The sequence below is a fragment of the Collimonas sp. GW821-FHT02H07 genome, assembly GCF_059421505.1.
The window spans coordinates 1-22,342 of the sequence record NZ_JBWKVC010000014.1; the positions used below are offsets into that span (position 1 = coordinate 1).

Below are 22,342 nucleotides of genomic sequence, written 5' to 3' on the forward strand. Positions count from 1 at the left end.
TATCTGACCCACGTGCTTAACAACACTCAGTCTAATCGGCATCACTCCGCCCGACCGCTTCTACATCCTGATTATCTAATGGCGATGCGGTAGGCTCAATATACGAGGTCTTGCATTGACACATAATTGCCTCATATTCGTACTCTATTTTTCGTCGACTTAATGCATCCAAACCAAAAGCCGTCAGTAATGAGTAGCAACTGACGGCTAGTCCTATTGTGATATCGACGCTTGGCGTCAAAATGGCGCAGCTACGCTCCTGCTATATACAGGCCTGGGGTCGAGTCTTGCAATGTCACATGATTCTTTGCTAATGACGCCAGTTCTCGGAATCGGATTGCGAAAACGTGTCATTGTAAGCTTGACCCTATGCGTTCACGTACGCCGACGGACAACTCTTCCCGGCGCACGATCATGGGGCTGGCAAACAATGATTGGCTTGAGAAGTCCGATATCCCGTGAAGAAAGCGCGCGACGAAATTTGAATGCAATGCTTGAAGAATTGTTAAATAGAAAATAATTCATCGACGCTATATCGGAATTCTGATATGTTCCCCCATAAAAATATTGAGGGATAAGTCATGGTATTAGATACCAACGGGTGGAAATCGTCGTTAGGCTTAGATATCCGGCAACCCTATCGGATCTATCGAATGGAGGAAAGACTGCGATTCAACTCGGTAGCAGCTATTCCTGGTGACATTGCCTCGGTGAAGGAGATGCTGTGAGCACGACAGGCCCTGCAGGTTGGCCGGAAGACTTCCCGTTCCGGCCGCATCTGCGCTTCTGTACTCTGGGCAACGAGAACGTGATGGAGGTTATGGAGAGCTTTCGCGTCGCTTGCGAGCAGCTGGGGTACTCAACCAGCATCGAAGCCGCACCTAGCGTAGACAACGCCGACATCAACTTTTTCTTTTTCGCGATGGGTCTTAGCTTACCTTCCGATATGGAGCTGCCACTCAACGCCATCGTTGTCAACTTTGAGCCTGGCCTGCCTGAATTGTTAACGGAAATGCCCGGCTATCGCCACTTGCTTCAGAGCGCGTGGGTCTGGGAGTACAGCCTTGATAATCTGACGCATCACCAAGCCCTGGGGATACTCAGGTCTGACTACGTACCGCTAACTTTCGAGCCGCAGGCGACGCCCATCGTGCCCGAAGATCAGGTATTGAGCGACGATCAGCAGGACATCGATGTCATTTTCTTCGGTGAAACCATGCCCCGTCGGCTCTCCATTCTGAACGCGCTAGAGTCGCACGGGCTTCGGGTTGCCTATCCGATAGGAAAGGCCTGGACGCCCGCGCAGCGTGATGCCTTGCTACCGCGTGCAAAGGTCGGTTTAAACATGCGCAAGGCCGCTCACACAAGCACTGCAGAATTGCCGCGCTTGTCTATCCTGTTGCGTAACCGCAAAGCAGTCGTGTCAGAGCTTTATCCGCATTCCGAGATACCATCGGTGTTGCGCGACGCCGTCGATGGCTGCTCGTATGATGAACTCATTGAGCGAGTGCTTGCGCTGCTGGCCGATGCCCCGCGACGGCGCGTGCTCGAGAAGGCCGGTCCTCTCGCGTTGCTTGGCTTGACACCACAGAAAGAGATTTTGGCCGGTGCAATGCATCGTTATGTTGCTGCGGTCCGCCAGCGCCTGTAGCGCGAACCATCAGCAGGCGTATATGGCGGAGCTTGGGGCCAGGTCTTGCAATGACAGGTTTTCGCAATCAGATTCTGAGAACCTGGATCAAGAGTGCGATGTGCATTGCAAGAGCTGACGCTATACATTTCAAAGACCCCGACAAGAACCCCAAGACGAGCTCCCTAGTTAGCGCTTCCGCCGGAAGTGCTACATTTACTCATAAAATTCGCCAGAGCCCACATGTCATCTCTTAACGACCTGACCACTGCCTATACTCTCTATCAGCAGGAGACCCATATCCGGACCGCGCTGGATCTCATCCGTCAATTGCACTTGGCGGGTAAGGCCGAGGATGCCATCGACCTGGCGCTGAAATGGTCGGAAAGAGCGAAAGGGCCGATAGCGCGCGCGCAGCTGGCTTATTACATGAGCTGCCTTGGCATGCTGGCGCCGGCTGAAGCCATATTGCAGGAAGTGCTGCCGCAAGTTGAGCTGGATGATGATACCTACTACCAGGTCAGGCTGGAGCTGGCGATCGTGAAATACTGCCTGGGCAAGTTTTATGAAGCGCGGCAACTGCAACGGCCGCTGCACAGTAGCAGGTGGAGTGAAATGTGGAGCCGGCTTGGTTCGCACAATCGCGACAACAGCTGGTTCCTGCCCTACAAGGACAAGGTGCTGTACGACCAGCAGGTGGCCGGGAAAACCATCCTGGTTACCAGCGAAGGCGGTGCTGGCGATCTGCTGCATTTTTTCCGCTACGTGAAAAATTTGCAGCAGGAAGGCGCTGCGCAGATTTATTGCCAGGTGCCGGCTGCGATGCAAAGCTTGACCGCCAATAGCGGCCTGCCAATCGTGATTGTCGACCACAGCTTCGCCGGCATGGACAGTTGTGACATTATCACTGGGGTTTTCTCGCTGTTTACCCGCTATCAGAAAAGTCCTTATTTTCCCCCTGCAGCTGAGGCATATATTGGATTGGCGGCTGATTATGTCCTGCCTGCCGGCATCCAGGAAAAACTTGCCGGACGCGGCGGCGGCCGGCGCCGCATCGGACTGGTCTGGCGCAGCGAAACCCGAGTGCGGCACGAACCCTTCCGCTCGATGGATCTGCAAGCGCTGGCGCCTCTGCTGGCAAGCGTCGACGCTGATTTTTTCTCGCTGCAGGTAGGCACGCTGAGTGAAATCGAGAAGCAACTGCTGGAGCAGCACCACGTCGTTGACCTGGCGCCCGAGTTGCGTTCATTTGAAGACAGCGCCCATGTGCTGGAACAGCTTGACCTGCTGCTGACGATCGATTCGGCGCCTGCGCACCTGGCCGGCGCCCGCCAGCGGCCGGTGTGGCTGATGCTGGCACAATCCTGCGATTATCGCTGGTATGACTGTCAGCGGTTTACCCCTTGGTATTCCTCGATGCGCTTGTACCGGCAGGCCGCGCTCGGCGACTGGGGGGCAGTGGTTGCGGCCATGTGCGCGGATTTATCGTCATGATCTGTTTGCATTGTAAATGCAAGGGAGTTTACCGACGAATCGGTGGCCCTTTACATAGCGCTGTCGATGACGATCTCATGACCTACCCGGATGAGCAGATTCGATGGACGGCAGCAGATTGGCAGCTGGCGCGTATTTCCCGCTGCGAACTCAAATAACCATGAACAATCTCACAGATCTCGTTGCGGCCTACCGCACCTACCAGAGCCAGACCAGCCTGGAAAACGCGCTCAACCTGATGCGCAAGCTGCGCAGCTGCCGCAAGGTGGAGGATGCCATCGAGCTTGCCCTCAAATGGTCGGACAAGGCCGATACGCTGTTGCAGCGCACCCAGCTTGGCATCGACATGAACTACCTGGGGATGTTCAGCCAGGCGTTGCCATTGCTGGAGGAAGCGCTGCCGCAGTGGCCGGTCTATCCGCACGATTACTATCTGATCGCGTCGGAAGTGATGCTGACGCGCTATTGCCTCGGCAATTATCAGGATGCGCATCCCTTGTTCAGGAAGCTGCGTTCGGCCGAATGGTGCGAAGTCTGGAGCCGGCTGTCGTCGCCGAATGGCGACAATGCCTGGTTCCTGCCGTACATGGATAGAGTTCTGGAGGGCCAGCCGGTGGCCGGAAAACGGATCATGATTGCGCTCGAAGGCGGCGCTGGCGACCTGCTGCAATTCCTGCGCCACGCGGAAAGCTTGCAGCGGGAGGGAGCGGCCGCCATCTACTGCCAGGCGCCGCACTATCTGCATGGGCTGTTCAACAACAGTTCGCTGCCGATAACGCTGGTCGACAACCTGCAGGTCGATTTCGATTACATCACCTGGCCGTTTTCATTGCACGCGATTTACCAGGAGTCGCCTTATTTCCCCAACGCCCAAGAGGGTTACCTGACGCTGTCGGACCAGTACCGCCTGCCGGAAATCCTGCAACAGAAACTGACTGGAGAACGAGGTAAGGATCGCCGCCGCATCGGCCTGACCTGGCGCAGCGAGTCCGGCGCGCGGCATGAGCCGTTCAGGTCGACCGAGCTCAGCACCCTCGTGCCTTTGCTTGAACAGGGCGCGGCCGAATTCTTTTCGCTCCAGGTCGGCACACTGAGCGAGGAAGAAAGAGGCTTGCTGGAGCGGCACGGCGTGACTGACCTTGGCGCCCATTTGCAGTCGTTCGAAGATACCGCCCACGTGCTCAAACAGCTGGACCTACTGATTACGGTGGATTCGGCGCCGGCGCATCTGGCAGGCGCTTGCAACATACCGGTCTGGGTGATGCTGGCGCAGGCTTGCGATCACCGTTGGTATGTCGGCCAGCGCTATACGCCGTGGTATGCCTCCATGCGTTTGTATCGTCAGGCGGCGCTCGGAGATTGGCGGCCGGTGATTGACGACATGCTGGCCTCGCTGGCCACGCAGCAGGATTGAGCCGTCTGCCTATTCCTCGCCAAACAGTTCACCTTGCGCCAGCAGCGGAGCGCTGCCAGCCAGTTCTTTCCTCGACAGCGCCGTAACCCGCACCCCCAGCAACCGTAAGCGCCGGTCCAGGGTGACCCGGCGCAGGCATTCGCCGGCGGCTTGCCGGATTGTCGCCGCATCGTCCGTCGCATCCGGCAAGGTCAGGTCGCGCGTCACGCCGCGGAAATCAGCAAACTTCAATTTGATCCCGATGGTGCGTCCGACATAACCCTTTCTTTGCAGGTCGCCGGCAAGGCGCACGCAGAGATCGGTGAATATCGGCGTCAGGGTATCGCGGTCCAGTTTGGCGTGCAGGTCCCGTTCAAAGGTCGATTCGCGGCTGATCGACTTGGTTTCCGAACTGGTGACCACTGGGCGCTCATCCTGGCCATGGGAAATGCGCATCAGCCATTCGCTGTAGGTCCGTCCGAAATTGTCTTGCAGCAGAGCGGGATCGGCGGCGGCCAGGTCGCCGATGGTATGCAGTCCAAGCGCGCTCAGTTTTTCCGCCGCCTTGGGGCCGATGCCGTTGACTTTTTTCGCTGCCAGCGGCCAGATGCGCGCGGGAATGTCGGCCTCGGTGATGATGGTGATGCCGTCCGGTTTTTCCAGCTCCGAGCAGATCTTGGCCAGCAGTTTGTTGGGCGCGATGCCGATCGAGCAGGACAGGCCGGTGGCTGCGCGCACGGCGTCCTTGATGCGCTGCGCCAGCGGCCGGATTTCTTCCTCGTGCTCGCTGAGGTCGATGTAGATTTCGTCGATGCCGCGGTCTTCTATCAGCGGCGCAATCGCGGCCACCGCGTTCTTGAACAGCCGCGAGTAGTGGCGGTAGGACTCGAAATCGGTAGGCAGCAGGATGGCGTCCGGCGCCAGCTTGGCGGCTTTCATCATGCCCATCGCGGAAAAGACGCCGAGCGCGCGCGCTTCATAGGTGGAGGTAGTGGCGACGCCGCGGCCGACGTAGTCGCGCAGCTTGTGGAATTGCAGTTTGCCGTCGGCGCCGGCCGTGGGCTGGTGGCGCGAACCGCCGCCGATGACGACCGGCTTGCCGCGCAGTTCAGGGTAGCGCAGCAGCTCCACCGACGCGTAGAAAGCGTCCATATCCAGGTGGGCGATGCGACGAATTGGTGCTTCCATGGGGCAGATGAAATCTAATATTCGATACGGCCATAGGATAGCACTACTGTATGTAAATACAGTGCGTAAAGCCAGTTTTTTGTTCTGATTTGATGCTGTTGTAAATGCGGCAATTTTAGAGCAGCGGGCTCACCAGGCGCGCCACATGGATCAGCACCCGGTACGGATAATGCAGCCTGGCGTAATCGGCGACGCCGATTTCCACGCCCTGGGCGAAGTCGGCCAGCAGCATGGTTTCGACTTCACCGGCGAATGCGCTGTCGATGTTGAGAGAGGTGATTTCAAAATTCAGCCGTAGCGAACGGTTATCCAGGTTCATGCTGCCGATGGAGGCGGTGTCGTCGTCGATCAGCATCACCTTCTGATGCGTGAAGCCAGGCTGGTAGCGGAATATGCGCACGCCGGCGCGCACCAGTTCATGCGCGTACAAGGTCGATGCCAGGAACACGGTGCGATGGTCGGGAATGGCGGGAATCAGGATGCGCACATCGACGCCGCGGAACACCGCCAGCTGCAAGGCGGCGTTGACGGCCGAGTCGGGCACCAGGTAGGGGGTGGTCAGCCACAGCCGGTGGCGCGCGGCGTGGATGGCCTGGATGAAGAACAGCGAGCAGGTTTCCTGGGCGTCGGCCGGGCCGGTGGCGGCAACCAGGCTGGTGGCCTGGCCGTCGGCCGGGCGCGGCGCCGACAGCTTGAGCGGCTGGCCGGTGATCCATTGCCAGTTTTCGTCGAACGCCAGCTGCAGGTCGGCCACCGCCGGTCCCTGCAGCTCCATGTGGGTATCGCGCCAGGGCGCCAGCGGCGGCTTCTTGCCGAGATATTCCTCGCCGACATTGAGGCCGCCGACAAAGCCGCGCCAGCCGTCCACCACTACCACCTTGCGGTGATTGCGGAAGTTGAGCTGGAAGCGGTTGCGCCAGCGGCGCGTGGCGAAGCGATGGATCTCGACGCCGCCGGCGCGCAGGATGGCGCCATAGGAAGCAGGCAGGTCGTGGCTGCCGACGCCGTCGTACAGCACATACACGCGGACGCCGGCGGCGGCGCGTTCCAGCAGCGCAGCCTGCAGTTTGCGGCCGAGCTCGTCGTCGTGGATGATGAAAAATTGCACCAGCAGGTAGCGTTCGGCGCTGGCGATGGCGGCGAAGATCGCTTCGAAACTGGCGGCGCCGTTGACCAGCAGGCGCAGGCGATGGCCGCTCAGGAAAGGCACGCCGAGCATTTTGCTGATCGCCTGGTAGCGCTGGGCGCCGGGGTGCGGCGGATACTCCGCCGACAAGGCCAGCTGGGCCGGATCATCCAGCTGCTGCAGGCGCGCCTGGCGCGAGTGATGCAGTTCGGCGTATCCGGAAAAGCGTTTACTGCCGAGGAACAGGTAAGGCAGCAGGGTGAAGTAGGGCAGCAGCACCAGGCCGAACACCCAGGCCACCGCACCTTGCGGCGTGCGCGTATGCATCAGGGCGTGGATGGCGGCGACGATGCCGGCGGCATGCAACAGCAGAACGGTGGCGGAAATCAGTGCAAACGGCAAATGCGGCATTCAGGCGACTCCGGATTTGTGGGGCAGCTTGCATCTTAGCCAATAATTGGCGGTTTGGCGCCTATAACTCCCTTAAGCTCCCTTATTTCTTTGCCTGCATCGCAATCCGCACCGCCAGGCCGGCCAGCACCGTACCCATCAGCCAGCGCTGGATCAGCAGCCAGCTCGGGCGGCTGCCGAGGAAACCGGCAATGCTGCCGGCCGCCAGCGTCACCATCGAATTGACCGTGATGCTGATCAGGATCTGGACCACGCCCAATCCCAGCGACTGCACCAGGATGCTGGCGCCGTGGGGATCGATAAACTGCGGCATCAGCGCCAGGTACATCAGCGCGACCTTGGGGTTGAGCAGGTTGGTGAACAAGCCCATGAAGAACAGCTTGCGGTTGCTGTCCATCGGCAGGTCGCGCACTGCGAAAGGCGAGCGGCCGCCCGGCTTGACTGCTTGCCATGCCAGGTAGAGCAGGTAGGCAGCGCCGCCGAAGCGCAAGACATCGTAGGCCAGCGGCACCGCGAACAGCAGGGCGGTGATGCCGAAGGCGGCGCACAGCATGTAGAACACGAATCCGGTGGCGACCCCGGCCAGCGAAATGAAGCCGGCTTTCGGCCCCTGGCAGATCGAGCGCGAGATCAGGTAGATCATGTTCGGACCCGGCGTCAGCACCATGCCGAAGGCGACCAGCGCAAAACCCAGCAGTAAATTAAGATTCGGCATAGATGATTTGAGGAGACACGGGGTGGAGCCGCTTGCGGCCAGGCTCCGTATTCTGACGTAAAACACGCGTCTCTGCATAGCCGTGTCCGACGGTGCGGCTTCTGCCTTGCCGGTTTAATAGTATGATCGTTTCGTCAAGCCCCGAAAAACACAAGGAAGCAACAGATGAAGCTATTACGAGTAGGTCCTAAGGGCAAGGAAAAGCCGGCCATGCTGGACGCTGGCGGCAAGCTGCGCGATTTGTCCGGCGTGATCGCGGACATCACGGCGCAGCAGCTGACGCCGGCAGGCCTGGCGCAATTGCGCGCCATCGATGCCGCCAGCCTGCCGGAAATCAGCGCGCCCGGCCGCATCGGCGCGCCGTTCAGCGGCCTCGGAAAATTCATGTGCGTCGGCTTGAACTATAGCGACCATGCCGCCGAATCGGGCCTGGCGGTGCCGGCCGAACCGGTGCTGTTCAACAAGTGGAACAGCTGTTTCGGCGGTCCCAACGATCCCATCGTGATGCCGAAGAATTCCGTCAAGACCGACTGGGAAGTCGAGCTGGGCGTGGTCATCGGCAGCAAGGCGCGCTATGTCGAACTGGATCAGGCCTTGTCGCATGTGGCCGGTTATTGCGTCGTCAACGATGTGTCCGAACGCGAATACCAGATCGAACGCAGCGGCACCTGGGACAAGGGCAAGGGCTGCGATACTTTCGGTCCGGTCGGTCCCTGGCTGGTGACGGCGGATGAGGTCGGCGATCCGCAAAATCTCTCCATGTGGCTGGAAGTCAACGGCAAGCGCTTCCAGAACGGCAGCACCAGGACCATGATTTTCAACGTCGCTTTCCTGGTCCATTACATCAGCCAGTTCACCACGCTGTACCCGGGCGACCTCATTTCCACGGGCACGCCGCCCGGCGTCGGCATGGGCCAGAAGCCGCCGCTGTATCTGAAGCATGGCGACGTCGTCCGGCTGGGCATCGACGGCCTCGGCGAGCAGCAGCAGACGGTGCATGCCTGGGACGAGAGCCTGCTGGATTGATTTGATTGATTCATACGATGGGTTTCACTCATCGACGCGCTATGGCGTAAGATTTGGCCGCTGCACATTGCTGCTCATTGCTGTCCATCGTTGTTCGCCGTTTTTTACCCAGTAATAGTTGGTTCTAGGAGAATGCCAATGTCTTTCGATGTCGATCTGTTCGTAATTGGAGCGGGCTCCGGCGGTGTGCGCGCCGCCCGTTTTTCCGCCGGTTTCGGCGCCCGCGTCGCCGTGGCGGAAAGCCGCTACCTGGGCGGCACCTGCGTCAATGTCGGCTGCGTGCCAAAGAAATTCCTGGTGTACGGCGCCCATTTCAGCGAGGATTTTGACATCGCTTCCAGTTTCGGCTGGACTGCCGGCAAGCCGCAATTCGACTGGACCACCCTGATCGCCAACAAGAACCGCGAAATCCACCGTCTCAATGAGGTCTACCGCGGCCTGCTGCAGGGCAGCGGCGTCGCCCTCCATGAAGGCCATGCCAGGCTGCTGGATGCGCACACGGTCGAGATCAACGGCCAGCGCATCAGCGCCGCCAACATCCTGATCGCCACCGGCGGCTGGCCGCAGGTGCCTGACATCCCCGGCAAGGAACACGCGATCACGTCCAACGAAGCGTTCTTCCTCAAGGCCTTGCCGCGTCGCGTGCTGGTCATCGGCGGCGGCTATATTGCGGTAGAGTTCGCCTCGATTTTCCATGGCCTCGGCGCCGAGACCAGCCTGCTGTACCGCGGCGACCTGTTCTTGCGCGGCTTCGATCAGGGCGTGCGTCTGCATCTGAAACAAGAGTTCGAGAAAAAGGGCCTCGGCCTGCAGTTCAATGCCGACATCGCGCGCATCGACAAGCAGCCTGACGGCAGCCTGAAGGTAACGCTGAAGGACCAGCGCGTGCTGGAGACCGACTGCGTGTTCTATGCCACCGGACGGCGTCCGATGCTGGATAACCTGGGCCTGGAAAACGTCGATGTGGCGCTGGATGAAAAAGGTTTCATCAAGGTCGACAGCGAATACCGCAGCTCGGAACCGTCGATCCTGGCGCTGGGCGACGTGATCGGCAAGGTGCAGCTGACGCCGGTGGCGCTGGCCGAGGGCATGGCGGTGGCGCGCCGCTTGTTCCGCCCGGAGGAATACCGGCCGGTGGATTACAAGCTGATTCCGACCGCGGTGTTCAGCCTGCCGAATATCGCCACGGTCGGCCTGACGGAACAGGAAGCGCGCAGCGCCGGCTACAAGATCAAGCTGTTCGAAGCGCGCTTCCGGCCGATGAAGCTGAGCCTGGGCGATTATCATGAAAAGACCATGATGAAACTGGTGGTCGATGCCGGCAGCGACAAGGTGCTCGGCTGCCACATGGTCGGCCCGGACGCCGGCGAAATCATCCAGGGCATTGCCGTGGCCTTGCGCGCCGGCGCCACCAAGCGGGTGTTCGACGACACCATCGGCATCCATCCGACCTCGGCGGAAGAGTTCGTGACCTTGCGCACGCCGCTGCCGGAAACGCAATAAATCCAATGCAATCTTCCCTGGCCCTGACCGCCGGGCGCGTCTTCAGCGCCGCGGCGGGCCGGCTCGCAATATCTCTATCAAGAACTGTGAAACCCATCCATGAATGAAAACGACAAACCTGAATTGACAGCAGAAGATGAGCCAGGCGGTTTCACGCGCCGCCGTTTTCTCGGCAGCGTGGTAGCGGCCGGCGCCACCCTGGCCCTGGCCGATTGCGCCAGCGACGGCAGCCAGCAGGTGGCCGACGCTGCCCAGGAAAAATTGCTCGACCAGCAGCTGCAGGCGGCGATCAGGCACGTGGTGGTGATCTATGCCGAGAACCGCAGCTTCAATAACTTGTACGGCAATTTCCCTGGTGTGCAGAAACCCTTGGCGCAAGCCATGCAAGGACGCTACACGCAGCTGGACCGCGACGGCAAGACGCCGCTGCCGCAGTTGCCGAAGATCTGGGGCGGCCTGGTGCCGCAGGCGCAGCAGGTGGACGGCCGGCGCTATGCGATCAGCGAAGAACAGATCAGCGGCTTGCCGAACGCGCCTTTCAAGCTGAGCGATGCGCAGGGCAAGCCCCTGCCGCAGGGCGTCATCACGCGCGACCTGTGGCACAGGTTTTATCAGAACCAGATGCAGATCAACGGCGGCAAGAACGACCAGTTCGTCGCCTGGGCCGATTCCGGCGGCCTGACCATGGGGCACTACGGCGAAACCGCCAGCAAGCTGAACCTGTGGAAGCTGGCCGAGCAATACACGCTGTGCGACAATTTTTTCATGTCGGCTTTCGGCGGTTCCTACCTCAATCATATCTTTCTGATTTCCGGGCAGACGCCTTTCTATCCGGATGTGCACAATAGCCCGGCGCGCCATAATGTATCGACGGTGGAGGGCGACGATCCAAAGGGCGCGCGCCTGAAGCTGGATGACAAGAACCCGGCCTCGGCCATAGCCGGCCCGCCCAAATTCCTGCGCGACCGCGCCATCACCCCGGATGGTTACGCGGTGAACACCATGGCGCCGCCGTACCAGCCGAGTTTCGTCAAGCCGGCCAAGGGCGGCGATGCCGCCTATGCCGACGCCAGCGATCCGATGGTGCTGCCGCCGCAGACCTATCCGACCATCGGCGACCGCCTGTCGGAAAAAGGCGTCAGCTGGAGCTGGTACTCCGGCGCCTGGCAAGCGGCGCTGGATGGCAAGGCCAACGACGATGCGGTGCCGAACTTCCAGTACCACCATCAGCCGTTCAATTATTTCAAAAGCTTCGCTCCGGGAAGCGCGGCGCGCGAGGCGCATTTGAAGGACGCCGGCCTGGGCGACGATCCCGCCACCAATAAATTCCTGGCGGATGTCGACGCCGGGCGCCTGCCTCAGGTCAGCTTTTACAAGCCGCAGGGCAATCTCAACCTGCACGCCGGCTATGCCGACGTCGAATCCGGCGACCGCCATATCGCCAATGTCATCGCCCATCTGCAGCGTGGGCCGCAATGGCAAAACATGGTGGTGATCGTCACGCATGATGAAAACGGCGGCTGGTGGGATCATGTGGCGCCGCCCAAGGGCGACCGCTGGGGGCCGGGTTCGCGGATTCCAGCGACCGTCATTTCGCCGTATGCCAAGAAGGGTTTTGTCGATCACACCGTGTACGATACGACCTCGATCATGCGTTTCATCACGCGCCTGCATGGCTTGCGCAAGCTCGAAGCATTGGTCGCGCGCGATGTGGCCTTCCTGCAGAACCAGCAGGCGCCGCTGGGAGACCTGACCAATACCTTGAACCTGGCCTAGATCGGATAAATCCGTTTACTCTGGGATGTCCCGTTTGACTGGCGCAGTCGCACCAGCCAGGCGGCGTCATGCCTTGCGCCGGAATCTCAGGAAATCATCGAAAATGGGAACGATGGCCAGGCACATCAAGGTGGCCGCCAGCGGTGCGGTCGCAATGAAGCCTACATGCTTGAAGCCCATGGCGCCGATCAGGCCGCCGCTGAAAAACAGAGTCACCAGTGTCGCCAGCAGCCGCAGTTTGTCGCGGTCTCCGAGCACGTCCGGCCGGTTCTGGTGCGGCTTGAGCTTGTTCCAATAGACCAGCTTGCCAAGCTCGATGCCGATGTCGGTCACCATCCCGGTAATGTGGGTGGTGCGGATTTCCGCCTTGGAAATCTTGGTGATGATGGCGTTCTGCAAGCCCATGATGTAGCACAGCAGGATGACCGTGATCGGCACGAACAGCCATTTATGCCCCTCCAGGTTGCCGCCCAGCAGCCCGAACAGCAATAGCAAAACCGCTTCCAGCATCAATGGCAGCGCATATTCCGCCTGCAGTTCCTGGCGCCGGCCCCAGTTGATCAGCAGCGCCGATGTCATCGCCCCGGCCAGGAACGCCAGCAGGCAAGCCAGGCCCGCCAGCATCAGGCCGACAGATCCGAGCGCCAGATTATCCGCCATCGATGAGACGATGCCGGACATGTGAGAGGTGTATTGCCCAACCGCCAGAAAGCCGCCGGCATTGATCGCCCCCGCGATAAAGGACAGGAAGCATGCCAGATGGCGATTCGCTTGCTGGCTGCGGTCCTTGCCGGTCAGTCTTCTCAGATAGGGAATAGGCATAGCTTGCGATTTTTTGTTGGGCAACGATCGAATAGTACGCTGTTGCGCGCGTTGCGGGCCGGTGCAACGCCGGTCTGCGCGGTTCAGCTGGGTAATGCTAGCCCTTGGCGTGCCAATCAAAGAATATTCCTACAGTTATCTATTTATCATTAGTTGTCATTTTATATATACTATTGACTGAGCGTCCGCCGCGACGCGAGCCTGTCCCTGGATGACGCAGTAGCAGGGCCGGGAAATACATGAACGGGGATAGCGGCTCAAGCGACGGCCCCGCTTTCAATTTAACGGAGGAAATGGTATGAAAAAAATGGTAATGATCGCCGGCATTCTGGGCGGCATCGCTGGCGCCGCGCAGGCGCAAAGCAACGTGGTCATCTACGGCATCGTCGACCTGGGATTGAATTTCACCAATAATGCCGGCGGCAGCCGGGCCTATGAATTGCAGAGCGGCTATCCCTCCGGCAGCCGGATCGGTTTCAAGGGCAAGGAAGAGCTGGGCGGCGGCCTGAGCGCCGTGTTCCAGTTGGAAAACGGCTTTAGCGCCGACACCGGCACCCTGGGTCAAGGCGGGCGCCTGTTCGGACGGCAGGCCTTCGTCGGCCTGTCCAGCAAACAGCTGGGAACGCTGACCGTGGGGCGCCAATACGACTCTGTCGTGGATTTTCTCGGCCCGCTGACAGCCAACGGCAACTGGGGCGGCTACCTGTTGGCGCATCCCTTCGACAACGACAATACCGACAATTCCTTCCGCATCAATAACGCTGTCAAGTACACCAGCGCCGACTATAACGGCTTCAGCTTTGGCGGCCTGGTCGGCCTAGGCGAAACTGCAGGCGCACAACGGACCAATCTCACTTACAGCCTTGGCGCCAGGTACGTGAACGGTCCATGGTCGCTGGCTGCGGCATACATGAGCAACAAGCTGCCGGGTTCAACCGCCATCGGCTCGATCGCTAGCAACGATGCCAATTTCATCGCTGCCCAGCAACGCACCGCCGGCGCCGGCATTAGCTACACGGCAGGCGACGCCACCTATGGCTTCGCCTATTCGAACACCAATTTCACCGATCCGCTGTCATCAGTTTATGTCGGTCCGATTACGCCGGCCGCAGGCAGCCTGAACCGGCTGGTGTTCAACAACTATGAACTCAACGCCAAATATCAATTGACGCCGGCTCTCTCGCTGGCGGCGATGTACACGTTTACCCAAGGTAAATTCAATACTTCGGAAGCCAATTTCAAGCCGAAATGGCACACGCTGGGCCTGATGGCCGATTACGAGTTGTCCAAGCGCACTGACGTTTATGGGCAAGCTGTTTATCAGCAGGTTGCCGGCAGTGCGACCGGCTCGGTGCTGGACCGCGCTTATATCCCTGGCGCCACCGATGTTTCATCGGCTGCCCGGCAAGGGATGTTGCGGCTGGGACTGCGCCACAAATTCTGAGTGCCGGCCTGCATCAGCGGTCCGGGGCAGCAATGCCCCGACCGCTGTCATTTGCAGCAAAACCAATCTGAAAATCCTGGCGCTGACGGCGGACGGTCCCTATGGACCGTTTTTTTTGCGCGTCTCTTATCTGTTTCCCTCGGCAAGTAGTGTTGCTATAAGGCATAGTTTTAATTTATTAAACTAATTAATAATTAAAATTATATAGTTAACGACTATTTGTGTAAGTTTGGCAATACGCATTCTCGCGTATAAAAATGAGGAGAACCAAGCATGTATTTCTCAAAAGCCTATTCAACTTCGCAACTGGCCGCTATCGGATTGAGCACCTTGCTGGCTGGCGCCGCAAGCGCCCAGACCATGACGCGCGACAACGGCGCAGCGGTCGGCGACAACCAGAATTCCCAGACCGCTGGTCAACGCGGTCCGACCTTGCTGCAAGATGCCCATCTGATTGAAAAGCTGCAGCGCTTCGACCGCGAGCGCATTCCTGAACGCGTGGTGCATGCACGCGGCACCGGCGCCTTTGGCGAGTTTGTGGCGGCAGGAAATCTGTCGACGCTGACGCGCGCCAGCCTGTTTGCCGAGGCCGGTAAAAAGACGCCGGTTTTCGTGCGTTTTTCTACGGTCATCCATCCAAAAGGATCGCCGGAAACCCTGCGCGATCCGCGCGGCTTCGCCACCAAGTTCTATACCGACCAAGGCAACTGGGACCTGGTCGGCAACAATCTGCCGGTCTTTTTCATTCGCGACGCGATCAAGTTTCCGGACATGGTGCACTCCCTGAAACCGTCGCCGGTCACCAATACGCAGGATCCCAACCGCTTCTTCGATTTCTTCAGCCACCAGCCAGAGAGCACCAATATGCTGACCCGGGTCTATTCCGATCTCGGCATCCCGGCTTCCTACCGCATGATGGACGGCAATGGCGTGCATGCCTACAAGATGGTCAACGGCCAGGACCAGGTCCGCTACGTGAAATTCCACTGGAAGAGCCTGCAGGGTGAAAAGAACCTGACCCGCGCCGAGGCGGCGCGCGTGCAAGGCGAGGACTTCAACAATCTGACCAGCGACCTGTACGCAGCGATCAGGCGCGGCGATTTTCCTAAATGGGACCTGTACGTGCAGATCCTGAAGCCGGAAGACCTGGATAAATTCAAGTTCGATCCGCTGGATGCCACCAAGATCTGGCCTGACATCGCCGAGACGAAGATCGGCACCATGACCCTCAACAAGGTGCCGGACAATTTCTTTGAAACCACCGAGATGGCAGCGTTTGCGCCATCGCATCTGGTGCCCGGCATCGAAGCATCGGAAGACCGTCTGCTGCAAGGACGCATGTTCTCCTATGCCGATACGCAATTGCACCGGCTGGGCGCCAACAACCAGCTGATCCCGGTCAATCAGCCTCTGGTAAAGGTGAACAACAACAATATCGACGGCCCTGGCGACACCGGCAAGCGCAGCGGCGATGTCAATTACCAGCCGTCGCGGCAAAACGGCAGCGCGGCCGATGATCCCGCCTACAAGTCGGTGCAGACGCCATTGACGGGCAGCACGCAGCAGATAGGCATCGCCAAGACCGACAACTTCAGCCAGGCCGGCAGTTTCTACCGCTCACTGTCGAAGCAAGACCGGGAAAACCTGATCGGCAACCTGGCGGCGGATCTGGGACAGGTGAAGAATGCAGAAATCCGGCAGGTCATGCTGAGCCATTTCTACAAGGCGGATGTGGATTACGGGACGCGCCTGACGGCTGCGGTCAAAGGTGACCTGGGAGATGTGCAGCTGCGCGCGCAAAAGCTGACAGATTAAAAATCTCTTGGATCAGAAAATGCGCAGGCCGGGATGAAGGCATTATCCCGGCCTGCGCCATACGGATTACTGGAACTGATAACGCATGTTGGCGTAGACGTAGCGGCCAACCAGGTCATTGGTGCTTTGGACAAAAGTGTCGGAGTAAGCCGTGTTTGCATACACCGGCGCCTTGTCGAACAGATTGTTGACGCCAAAATTCAAGGTCAGGTCTTTCGTCGGCCTGGTGTTGAAATTCAGGTCCCATACCGTGTACGAAGGAACGCGCGCATTGGTGATGGCGGGATCCTGGGAGTGGGTCGGATCGTCGATGTTGCGCGTGCTGGCGTAGGTTCTCGCTGTCAGCGCCAGTTCGTGGGTGGCATACTCGTAAGCGGTACGGAAGGAGTTGTTCCACCGTGGATGGTTGAGCGAATCCAGCCGGCTCACAGGATCGGCGCCCGGAGTGGTGCTTTGCTTGAAGCTCAGCGTGTAATTGTTGACTTCACGGAACTTGAGCTTGCCCCAGCTGCCGAGGCCGATATCATATTTCACGTCCAGGTCGAGACCCTGGAGATCGGTTCTGCCGACGTTGATATAGGGCGACGTAATGCTGTTGATGCGACCCTTGTTCAGTCCCGGGTTGCGCCTTTCCAGAGCGGGGTTGCGGGGATCGCGCCCGACAAGTGCGGCATAGCCGGGGATGATGTCTTCGTTGTCCAGGATGTATTGCGCATCAAGCGACTGAATCGTATTGCGTTGCTTGATGCCATACCAATCCAGCGATGCCGACAGATCCCTGACCGGTTGCCATACGACGCCGAGGGAATAGTTGTTGGCCTTTTCTGCCTTCAGGTTGGGATTGCCTTGCAGGTAGACCTTGGGGTTATAGCTGCAGGCGGCGCCTACGTAACCCAGCGGGCCGCAACGGGCGCGGTCGGCAACGGTGGTGTAGGCGGTGGTGGTCGAGGCAATCTCGGGCAAGGTCGGCGCCTTGAACGAGGTGGTAGCCGAGCCGCGCAACAGGATTTGTTCCGAAGGCCGCCAGGCAAGCGCGATTTTCGGATTGACCGAATTGCCGAAGTCGCTGTAGTGGTCGCCGCGCAAGGCAAGTTGCATTTCAAGCTGCTTCATCAGCGGCACATTGAATTCGCCGTACAGCGAATAGACCGAACGGCTGGCCTTGCTGCTGTTGGCGCCGGTTCCGGCAATCTTGTTGGCGACAGTCAATGGGTCCGGACGGTCGTCAATCGATTCATGGCTGGCCTGTGCGCCCCAGGCGAAGCCGACCGGCGCGCCATTGAACGAGAACAGGTCCGGCGTCGACATTTTCCAATCGACTGTTCCGAGGCGCGATATCGCCACCCGTTCGACGGACGTCAGTAAGGGATTGACCACGCTAGGCGGATTCCAGTAAGTGAACGGGTCATAGCCGCCGTTGCCGAGCAAGCCGCTTTGCAGCGACGCCGACGACTCATTTTTCAAGACGGCATTCGAGCCGACGTCGCTGAGGCGGTTCTGGTTGAGACTGATGGCCGCCTCGCTGTCCCACTTGCCGATTTCGCCGCGCCAGCCGCCAACCAGGCGCGCACTGTCGCTGGTCACCTTGTTTTGCCTTGGCGCAGCTTCGTAAATGCTACGGAAGATGCGTAGTTGATCGCCCGGCGTGAATCCCGCCAGCGAGCCGTCCGCGCTGGGGCCTGGCAAATTGGCGAGGCCCGGATTGGTCGAGCCGGCAGTCTTGCCGATGAAGGCGCTGTCAAACGCGGGCAAACCGAATTCGGTGGTGCTTTCGCTGTGACTGTAGGATGCTTCGGCGAACAGTTCGTCCTGGCCATTGAGGCGCTTGGTGAAAATCGCCGAAATGCCGCCACGCAGCACCTTTGGCGATAAGCGGATCACAGGATTGGTAAAGCAGCGCGTGTCGTGCGTGTCGCGGCTGACGCCCACCGTTCCGCGGCAACCCGGAATAGGGAAGCCAGGTTCGCCAGTGGTAAGGTCGGTCAAGCTTCCCAGGTAACGGTCTATGCTCCTGCCATCGCTGCCGCCAAAGCGGCCGAAATCGCGATTGGCGGTGGCGTCGTGCTTGTCGCTGTAGAGCGGATTGCGGCGAAATACATCGACTGTCAGCAGCAAATTCTGGCCATCCTTGTCCAGATCGCCCCAGCCGGCGGTGACGCTGGCGCCGGCAGTGCCGCCGTCGCCTTTTTCATTGCTGCCGAGATTGGCTGTCGCTTCGACACCCTGGTAGTTGCGCTTGGTCTTGAAATTGATCACGCCGGCAACGGCATCCGAACCATAGATCGCAGAAGCGCCATCGCGCAGAATTTCGACGGATTCGATCGCGGCCAGCGGCAAGCTGTTGAGATCGACAAACGTATCTTCGGCATTGTTGGCAAAGCCGTAATTGGCCAGGCGGCGGCCATTCAACAAGATCAAGGTGTATTTCGCACCCAGGCCGCGCAAGCCTACCGATGCCGCGCCCCTGGCGAATGAATTGTTGTCGTTGCCGCTTAATTCCACGGAAACCGAGGGCAGTTTGCTCAGCAGTTCAACGACAGTGCTGGCGCCTGATTTTTCGATGTCGGTTCTTTTGATGATTTCGACAGCGGTCGGTCCTTCTTTGTTGACGCGCGAAATATTTGAGCCGGTGATGGTGACGCGCTCAAGGCTGTCGGAGGTGGTGGTGGTTTGATCGGCGCCGAAGGCCAGGGGAGCATGCATGAGGCCGATTGCCGCTATAGCTGATGCCAAGAACGTCTTCTTCATCTGGGGAGCTCTCCACTTTATTAACAAGGAAATGATCAATTTCGCTTCATGCTTTTGTTACGGCCAATTCGGTAAATTCGCCGTAGAGCATGTTTCGTTGCGTATCGTCGGAGTGGACTGTGTACGTCCAATCGACAAACGCTGACCCGCACTTTGCAACGGTTCAGGTCATCGCCATTTCATTCTGTATCAAGTTGTGAGCAGATGTAACACGATTGAAATATTTAACTTTTTACGTCGATTTTTCGTTGTTTTATTTTCCGCACATCACTATTTTTACGAAAAATGTGATAAATAAATTTCTTTTTGGCAATGATTGTAAAATGATTTTGGCTGATAAAGATGTATTTATCGCAGAATTTAGTGAAAAATAAATGAAAATGTAGATTTATGGATAAACTTTTAAGCAAAAAATCTATTATTGCTTGTCTGCCATGAATGTAAAATCAAGAATTGTCCAATCCTGCAATGGTTACTTGTATTTTTTACAGTAAAAATGCCGACGCAAGCCCGCTAAGGCTGCATATACTGTGCATATGACGTCACGGTTACGATCGTGCCGCCGGGTAGTTTTGCCGCTATCCACAATTTTGTTTAACATTGGAAAACATGGAAATCGAACTAAAACTGTTGCTGGATCCGGCCGATGTAAATCGCTTCCGACGCCACCCATTATTAAAAAAACATGCACTCAACAAACCGCAATCGCGGCAACTGAACAGTATTTACTTCGATACCCCCGAGCTGTACCTCAAGCAGAATCACACGGCCTTGCGCGTACGCCAGGTGGGGCGGCGCTTGATACAGACCTGTAAAAGCGGCGGCCAGGTGGCTGCCGGTTTGCATCAGCGCCCGGAGTGGGAGTCGGAAGTCAGCGGCGCCAGGCCCGACCTGCCGGCTTTGCTTGGACTCATCGAAGCCGGATCGGCAGTGGCCAGGCTGATGTCAGCGCCGGCCCTGGCGGAACGCCTGCAGCCGATTTTTACGACGCAGTTCCGGCGCACCATCTGGCTGCTGCGCCTGCCGTCCGGCGCTGAAATCGAACTGGCGCTGGACCAGGGGGAAGTGATCCATGGCGATAAAGCAATCCCTATCAGCGAGATCGAGCTGGAACTGAAAGCCGGCGATTCGGCCAGTCTGTTCGATGTCGCCCTTGAACTGCAGAACAGCCTGCCGCTGCGCGCCGCCAATGTCAGCAAGGCCGAGCGCGGCTATGCCTTGCATTCGCCGCAAACACCGGAAGCGGTGAAGGCGCTGCCGCTCAGCCTGTCGCCGGCATTGACGCTGGAGCAGGGTTTCCAGGTGCTGATGCATAACTGCCTGGCGCAGATACAAGGCAATGAAGACGGCGTGATGCATGGCAGCGATCCGGAACACCTGCATCAGATGCGGGTTGGACTGCGGCGCCTGCGCGCGACGCTGAGCCTGTTCAAGAAATTCATCCAGGCGCCGCCGGAGATCGCCGTGCAGCTGCGCTGGCTGGGCGGCATGCTGGGGCCGGCGCGCGACTGGGAGGTGCTGGCGGCATCCACCCTGAGCGACGCTGCCCGGCGCCGGCCGCATGAGCCGCAACTGGAGCATTTGCGGCAGCACACTGCCGGCGTCGCAGGCAAACACCGCCATGCGGCCGCAAATGCGCTGGCTTCCCGTGCCTATGCAAGATTATTGCTATCGTTGGGAAGCTGGCTGGAGGGGCGGCGCTGGCGCCAGCAGCAAAGCGCCGAGCAGATTGCCGCATTGTCGATGCCGCTGAAAAAATTTGCACGCGGCAAACTGGTTAAGCTGCAGAAGAAGCTGCTGGAGCGCGCCAAGGGCATCAAGCGCCAGGGGCCGGCCAAACGGCATCGGCTCAGGATCGCGGCGAAGAAGGTGCGCTATGCGGCGGAGTTCTTCGAATCGTATTTTCCGTTCAAGCGCATGCGCCCCTATGTGCAAGCTCTAAGCGAGCTGCAAGACCTGTTAGGCGTCTCGAATGATCGCAACGTCGCCGGCAGCCTGCTGCAGCAGATCGCCGAACAGCGCCCCGAGCTGGAGCCGCACTGCGACCTGGCGTTGCGCCTGCTGGACGAGGGCGTCAGGCTGCGCGCCTCGAAAATCAAGCGCGTCTGGCGCAAATTCGCTGAATTGGCGCCGCCAGCCAAACCTGGCTGAGGCCGATAACTTGGTCGCCAAGCCCGTTTGATGCGAAAATACGCCCGCCCGGCTTTTCCTGTAACGCAGTGGATGAAGGAGAGCAGGGCGGGAAACACAGGAGTTAATCATGACCTACGAAGAATATCTGGATGAAGTCACCACGCTGATGGTCGAGTTCTACGACCTCAAGGATGAGGCTGCGATCAAATACGTGATGCGGGCCCAGGCCGCCGATTTTTTCACCCTGCACGACGACGACCCGGCCATGCGCACGCTGGAGCGCGCGCGGGAAGACGCCAAGACCATTTACGAACAGCGCAACAAGTCGCGTCCGGAACTGTACCGCAAATAAAGATCAAGGCACTCATACATGACTGAATCCGTTCGCCTGGCAAAACAACTCGCCGAACAGCTTTCCTGCTCGCGCCGCGAAGCCGAACAATATATCGAAGGCGGCTGGGTCAAGGTCGACGGCGTGCTGGTGGAAGAGCCGGGGCAGCGCATCGGCGTCCAGCAGCAAATCGAATTGCTGCCGGACGCCACGCTGGAACCGCAAGACCCGGTCACCATCCTGTTCCATAAACCGGCCGGGCTGAACCTGTTCGCCGAGACGCCGATGAGCGAGCTGGCGGCGCGCCTGGTGACGGCGGACAAGCGGGCCGCCGACGACCGTGCCGAACTGCGCTTCCTCAAGCGCCACCTGAGCAACCTGAATCTGATCGAGCCGCTGGAAACGCTGGCCAGCGGACTGCTTATCTTCAGCCAGGACTGGCGCGTCACGCGCAAGCTGGTCGACGACGCCGCCAAGATCGAACACGAATTCATCGTGGAAGTCGCCGGCGACATCGTCCCGGATGGCCTGAAGCTGCTGAACCACGGTTTGAGCTTCAACCGCAAGCCGCTGCCGCCGATCAAGGTCAGCTGGCAGAATGAAAGGCGCCTGCGCTTTGCCCTCAAGGCGCCGCAGCGCGGCTTGCTGGTGCACATGTGTGAACAGGTCGGGCTGCAAGTGGTGGCGATCAAGCGCATCCGCATCGGCCGCCTGCCGATGGCCAGCCTGGCGGTCGGCGAGTGGCGCTATCTGCTGGGCTACGAACGGTTCTGAGCGCCGGCTTTGC

At 59.1% G+C, this 22,342-nt stretch carries 15 protein-coding genes and 1 pseudogene; 11 read left to right on the forward strand and 5 right to left on the reverse strand.

Translation table 11 applies throughout. From position 1 onward, the window contains the following. Positions 1 to 724 precede the first annotated feature (724 nt). The 3 genes from AC07V8_RS19985 (at position 725) to AC07V8_RS19995 (ending at position 4,538) form a co-directional block, all read left to right on the forward strand. Positions 725 to 1,651, forward strand: coding sequence for a CgeB family protein (locus AC07V8_RS19985; RefSeq protein ID WP_494679948.1), 927 nt, complete (start codon positions 725 to 727; stop codon positions 1,649 to 1,651). 222 nt (positions 1,652 to 1,873) lie between these two features. Next, complete coding sequence (locus AC07V8_RS19990; protein WP_494679947.1) at positions 1,874 to 3,124, forward strand: glycosyltransferase family 9 protein; 1,251 nt, start codon at positions 1,874 to 1,876, stop codon at positions 3,122 to 3,124. Between the two features lie 160 nt (positions 3,125 to 3,284). Continuing rightward, entirely contained in the window at positions 3,285 to 4,538 is a 1,254-nt protein-coding gene (locus AC07V8_RS19995) for a glycosyltransferase family 9 protein (protein WP_494679946.1), read from the forward strand. Between the two features lie 9 nt (positions 4,539 to 4,547). Here AC07V8_RS19995 and dinB read toward each other — a convergent pair whose 3' ends face one another. The 3 genes from dinB to AC07V8_RS20010 all read right to left on the reverse strand — a co-directional run bounded on the left by dinB (position 4,548) and on the right by AC07V8_RS20010 (position 7,957). Further along, positions 4,548 to 5,705 carry a DNA polymerase IV gene (dinB, locus tag AC07V8_RS20000; RefSeq protein ID WP_494679945.1) on the reverse strand — a complete coding sequence of 386 codons (1,158 nt, stop codon included), beginning with the start codon at positions 5,703 to 5,705 and terminating at the stop codon, positions 4,548 to 4,550. A gap of 115 nt (positions 5,706 to 5,820) precedes the next feature. Continuing rightward, on the reverse strand, positions 5,821 to 7,242 hold the full coding sequence (cls, locus tag AC07V8_RS20005; protein ID WP_494679944.1) for a cardiolipin synthase: 1,422 nt from the start codon (positions 7,240 to 7,242) through the stop codon (positions 5,821 to 5,823). A gap of 82 nt (positions 7,243 to 7,324) precedes the next feature. Then, positions 7,325 to 7,957, reverse strand: a complete 633-nt coding sequence (locus AC07V8_RS20010; RefSeq protein WP_494679943.1) for a LysE family translocator — start codon at positions 7,955 to 7,957, stop codon at positions 7,325 to 7,327. A 165-nt stretch (positions 7,958 to 8,122) separates the two neighbouring features. Here AC07V8_RS20010 and AC07V8_RS20015 point away from each other — a divergent pair, with 165 nt between their 5' ends. The 3 genes from AC07V8_RS20015 (at position 8,123) to AC07V8_RS20025 (ending at position 12,262) form a co-directional block, all read left to right on the forward strand. Next, complete coding sequence (locus AC07V8_RS20015; protein WP_494679942.1) at positions 8,123 to 8,983, forward strand: fumarylacetoacetate hydrolase family protein; 861 nt, start codon at positions 8,123 to 8,125, stop codon at positions 8,981 to 8,983. Between the two features lie 138 nt (positions 8,984 to 9,121). Beyond that, on the forward strand, positions 9,122 to 10,486 hold the full coding sequence (gorA, locus tag AC07V8_RS20020; RefSeq protein WP_494679941.1) for a glutathione-disulfide reductase: 1,365 nt from the start codon (positions 9,122 to 9,124) through the stop codon (positions 10,484 to 10,486). 99 nt (positions 10,487 to 10,585) lie between these two features. Next, a complete protein-coding gene (locus AC07V8_RS20025; RefSeq protein WP_494679940.1) occupies positions 10,586 to 12,262 on the forward strand; it encodes an acid phosphatase in 1,677 nt (558 codons plus the stop codon). A gap of 93 nt (positions 12,263 to 12,355) precedes the next feature. Here AC07V8_RS20025 and AC07V8_RS20030 read toward each other — a convergent pair. After that, positions 12,356 to 13,084 (reverse strand): annotated as a pseudogene (locus tag AC07V8_RS20030) (YoaK family protein); the annotation flags it as partial. Between the two features lie 298 nt (positions 13,085 to 13,382). Here AC07V8_RS20030 and AC07V8_RS20035 point away from each other — a divergent pair. Beyond that, positions 13,383 to 14,528: a porin gene (locus tag AC07V8_RS20035; protein WP_494679939.1), complete on the forward strand. Its 1,146-nt coding sequence runs from the start codon at positions 13,383 to 13,385 to the stop codon at positions 14,526 to 14,528. Positions 14,529 to 14,801: 273 nt separating this feature from the next. Then, complete coding sequence (locus AC07V8_RS20040) at positions 14,802 to 16,343, forward strand: catalase (protein WP_494679938.1); 1,542 nt, start codon at positions 14,802 to 14,804, stop codon at positions 16,341 to 16,343. Positions 16,344 to 16,409: 66 nt separating this feature from the next. Here AC07V8_RS20040 and AC07V8_RS20045 read toward each other — a convergent pair whose 3' ends face one another. Then, positions 16,410 to 19,076: a TonB-dependent receptor gene (locus AC07V8_RS20045; protein ID WP_494679937.1), complete on the reverse strand. Its 2,667-nt coding sequence runs from the start codon at positions 19,074 to 19,076 to the stop codon at positions 16,410 to 16,412. Positions 19,077 to 19,700: 624 nt separating this feature from the next. Between AC07V8_RS20045 and AC07V8_RS20050 the strand changes: the two genes are divergently transcribed. The 3 genes from AC07V8_RS20050 to AC07V8_RS20060 all read left to right on the forward strand — a co-directional run bounded on the left by AC07V8_RS20050 (position 19,701) and on the right by AC07V8_RS20060 (position 22,329). Continuing rightward, positions 19,701 to 21,242, forward strand: a complete 1,542-nt coding sequence (locus tag AC07V8_RS20050; RefSeq protein ID WP_494679936.1) for a CYTH and CHAD domain-containing protein — start codon at positions 19,701 to 19,703, stop codon at positions 21,240 to 21,242. Positions 21,243 to 21,351: 109 nt separating this feature from the next. After that, on the forward strand, positions 21,352 to 21,576 hold the full coding sequence (locus AC07V8_RS20055; protein ID WP_211441339.1) for a hypothetical protein: 225 nt from the start codon (positions 21,352 to 21,354) through the stop codon (positions 21,574 to 21,576). 18 nt (positions 21,577 to 21,594) lie between these two features. Then, positions 21,595 to 22,329 carry an rRNA pseudouridine synthase gene (locus AC07V8_RS20060; protein ID WP_494679935.1) on the forward strand — a complete coding sequence of 245 codons (735 nt, stop codon included), beginning with the start codon at positions 21,595 to 21,597 and terminating at the stop codon, positions 22,327 to 22,329. The last annotated feature ends 13 nt before the right edge of the window (positions 22,330 to 22,342 follow it).

What these genes read in the sequence shown, in the direction of transcription:
- AC07V8_RS20035 (WP_494679939.1), top strand. Translation starts at nt 13,383, where the DNA reads ATGAAAAAAATGGTAATGATCGCCGGCATTCTGGGCGGCATCGCTGGC.
- AC07V8_RS20055 (WP_211441339.1), top strand. Translation starts at nt 21,352, where the DNA reads ATGACCTACGAAGAATATCTGGATGAAGTCACCACGCTGATGGTCGAG.
- AC07V8_RS20010 (WP_494679943.1), bottom strand. Translation starts at nt 7,957, where the DNA reads ATGCCGAATCTTAATTTACTGCTGGGTTTTGCGCTGGTCGCCTTCGGC.
- AC07V8_RS20040 (WP_494679938.1), top strand. Translation starts at nt 14,802, where the DNA reads ATGTATTTCTCAAAAGCCTATTCAACTTCGCAACTGGCCGCTATCGGA.
- gorA (WP_494679941.1), top strand. Translation starts at nt 9,122, where the DNA reads ATGTCTTTCGATGTCGATCTGTTCGTAATTGGAGCGGGCTCCGGCGGT.
- AC07V8_RS20015 (WP_494679942.1), top strand. Translation starts at nt 8,123, where the DNA reads ATGAAGCTATTACGAGTAGGTCCTAAGGGCAAGGAAAAGCCGGCCATG.
- AC07V8_RS19995 (WP_494679946.1), top strand. Translation starts at nt 3,285, where the DNA reads ATGAACAATCTCACAGATCTCGTTGCGGCCTACCGCACCTACCAGAGC.
- AC07V8_RS20060 (WP_494679935.1), top strand. Translation starts at nt 21,595, where the DNA reads ATGACTGAATCCGTTCGCCTGGCAAAACAACTCGCCGAACAGCTTTCC.
- cls (WP_494679944.1), bottom strand. Translation starts at nt 7,242, where the DNA reads ATGCCGCATTTGCCGTTTGCACTGATTTCCGCCACCGTTCTGCTGTTG.
- AC07V8_RS20050 (WP_494679936.1), top strand. Translation starts at nt 19,701, where the DNA reads ATGGAAATCGAACTAAAACTGTTGCTGGATCCGGCCGATGTAAATCGC.
- AC07V8_RS19990 (WP_494679947.1), top strand. Translation starts at nt 1,874, where the DNA reads ATGTCATCTCTTAACGACCTGACCACTGCCTATACTCTCTATCAGCAG.
- AC07V8_RS20025 (WP_494679940.1), top strand. Translation starts at nt 10,586, where the DNA reads ATGAATGAAAACGACAAACCTGAATTGACAGCAGAAGATGAGCCAGGC.
- dinB (WP_494679945.1), bottom strand. Translation starts at nt 5,705, where the DNA reads ATGGAAGCACCAATTCGTCGCATCGCCCACCTGGATATGGACGCTTTC.